The sequence below is a fragment of the Wolbachia endosymbiont of Drosophila barbarae genome (genome assembly GCF_044752445.1).
GTDB lineage: Bacteria > Pseudomonadota > Alphaproteobacteria > Rickettsiales > Anaplasmataceae > Wolbachia > Wolbachia pipientis.
The window spans coordinates 1-2,254 of the sequence record NZ_JBIXJM010000085.1; the positions used below are offsets into that span (position 1 = coordinate 1).

The window sequence follows — 2,254 nt, forward strand, 5'->3', positions numbered from 1 at the left end:
AATCCTTTCGTCGTGCTGTTGATTCTGCCTTCCTATGACCTGTTCGAACTATTATGAGAAATGCTATAATTAGCCAACCACGGGGCTTCTTTTGCCTTTTTTTTCGTTTGGTAAATTTCTTAAATATTTATAGCTAAACGACAACCGTCATCCCGCTACGTGTTAGCGGGATCTATGTTAAGGTATGGCGGTTAAATAAGGGATCTATGTTAAGAGATACCGCGAATGAATCGCGGTATGACGGTTCGCGGCGGGATTCCAGTGTCTGGGCACTGGGATGACAGGAAAAGGGGCTACTTGGATTACAGCAGATCACCTCTTCACAAAAATTTTATCAGTAATACGCATATCAATAATACTCCAATCGCTGAAAGTAAAATCAGTTGTATTGTGTAAGTGGTTTAAATAGTCCCATGCACTATAAGGGTTATCTTCAGGCAGTTTTACTGTGGAATCGTTATCAAGTATGATATTCCATCTTCTATTCCCTATATAAGCAAAAGAAGAAATGTGGTCACTTAATTGAGTTTTACTCTCTAACACATCTCTAACAAATTCTAGGTTTGATAACGAGTTTTGTCCTGTAATTACAACAAGATCATCTACTGGATAGTCATCTACGATCACTTTGCCTTCGAAATCAATTACCGAGGTTTTGTTATTATCTTTCCAGAGAGCAAACGGTTTATGCTCATCTATATTAATGCGTAGAGTATTGGGCAAAATTCTGTGAACTCTTACGTGTTTTATCCACCTGCTTACGGATTGTATGTTACCGGCAAGTTTTGAAAGTGATATATACAGGATAGGTTGCGTTCTATCTGTCAAACTTAGAATATCCTTTTTGTTTGTAAATTTATTGCCGCTCACGACTACTTCGTCGATTGAAAATCCACTACTGAGTAATAAACTAGATAGGCAGTCATTATACCAAGTAAAGTAGTAATTAAATCGATTTATTATTTTATCAAGTGAGCTGTAAAGTATTAGCGTAAGAAAAAGTGCTGTGATAATAACCAAGGCACACTTACGCAAAAAACTCCTTTGGCTTCTAGTAATACTGCTCAACATGACTTAAATCCCTAATATTTTTGTGCTGCAAACTATCTTCAATAATAATTTTAACTAATTCATTAAAATCGATTCCTTTTGCCAATTTTGCAATTTCTGGCACTAACGATAGCTCAGTAAAGCCAGGATGTGTATTAATCTCAAGCATTTTTAAAGTGTTATTTTGGGGATTATAACGGAAATCTGAGCGGGAAATAGTTTTGCATCCTAAAAATTGATGAACTTTCAGTGCGTGTTCCAAGGTCATTTTATATATATTGTTAGGAATTTCAGCAGGAAATATATGTTCTGCAAATCCATCTGTATACTTTGCTTCATAATCATAGAATTTATTTTTTGGTCGTACTTCTATAGTGCCAATTGCTTCATCCAGCAATACAGCAGTATGTAACTCTATGTCCGGTATGTATTCTTCTACGATCATCTTTTCCATTATAGTAGAACTATTATCTTTCAGTTCTAAGTAATCCTCGTGCGAGAAAATTATGTGCACTCCAATACTTGAACCTTCGTTAATTGGTTTTAAGACGTACGGATAATCGATTTTAATATTATTTTTTAGTACATCTTCTCGGCTAATTACATAACCTTTTGGAGTGTCGATACTAAGGGATCGAAATATATGCTTTGACATCACTTTATTCATAGCAACAGCAGAAGCCATAACTCCTGAGTGTGTATATTTTATACCTAAAATCTCCAGTAAACCTTGAATGCAGCCATCTTCACCATAAGGTCCATGCAGAGCGATAAAAGCAAGGTGGGGATTAATTTTTTTAAGCTTTTCAGCAATGTTGCTGTCAACATCTATTTCTATTGCATTATATGAAAGGCTATCAAGCGCCTTTTTTACTGCTTTTCCACTCATAAGCGATACTTCTCTCTCACAAGAAAACCCACCACTTAAAATTGCTATAGTTGGAATCATGGGCGTTCTATGTTTTACTATATAGCATATATAAAAGATGCTCTTATCTTCAATAGAAAAAATGCTTTCTATAGCTCTATCCTATGCACAACTGTACGAACGTTTGTTTTGTTAAGGTGATCTATAGCTAACCCAAGAAAGGTTTTCCTACGTCATACCGCGATTCATTCGCGGTATCTCTTAGCATCTTACTATTACCCACAAATATAAATGTTTGTTGCATAGCTCTTAATGGCATAACTTTTGCTTGAAATA

2 protein-coding genes are annotated in these 2,254 nt (G+C 35.5%); both read right to left on the bottom strand.

What is annotated here, in order from left to right; translation table 11 throughout:
* Positions 1 to 312: 312 nt before the first annotated feature.
* On the bottom strand, positions 313 to 1,071 hold the full coding sequence (locus tag ACIPNH_RS01145) for a cell division protein FtsQ/DivIB (protein WP_264723701.1): 759 nt from the start codon (positions 1,069 to 1,071) through the stop codon (positions 313 to 315).
* The gene (locus ACIPNH_RS01150; RefSeq protein ID WP_400771106.1) at positions 1,052 to 1,999 is read right to left on the bottom strand and encodes a D-alanine--D-alanine ligase; all 948 of its coding nucleotides are present in this window, start codon (positions 1,997 to 1,999) and stop codon (positions 1,052 to 1,054) included. The genes ACIPNH_RS01145 and ACIPNH_RS01150 overlap by 20 nt, the downstream gene beginning before the upstream one ends.
* Between the last annotated feature and the right edge of the window lie 255 nt (positions 2,000 to 2,254).

Coding starts and splice junctions, on each gene's coding strand:
- ACIPNH_RS01145 (WP_264723701.1), bottom strand. CDS start 1,071: ATGTTGAGCAGTATTACTAGAAGCCAAAGGAGTTTTTTGCGTAAGTGT.
- ACIPNH_RS01150 (WP_400771106.1), bottom strand. CDS start 1,999: ATGATTCCAACTATAGCAATTTTAAGTGGTGGGTTTTCTTGTGAGAGA.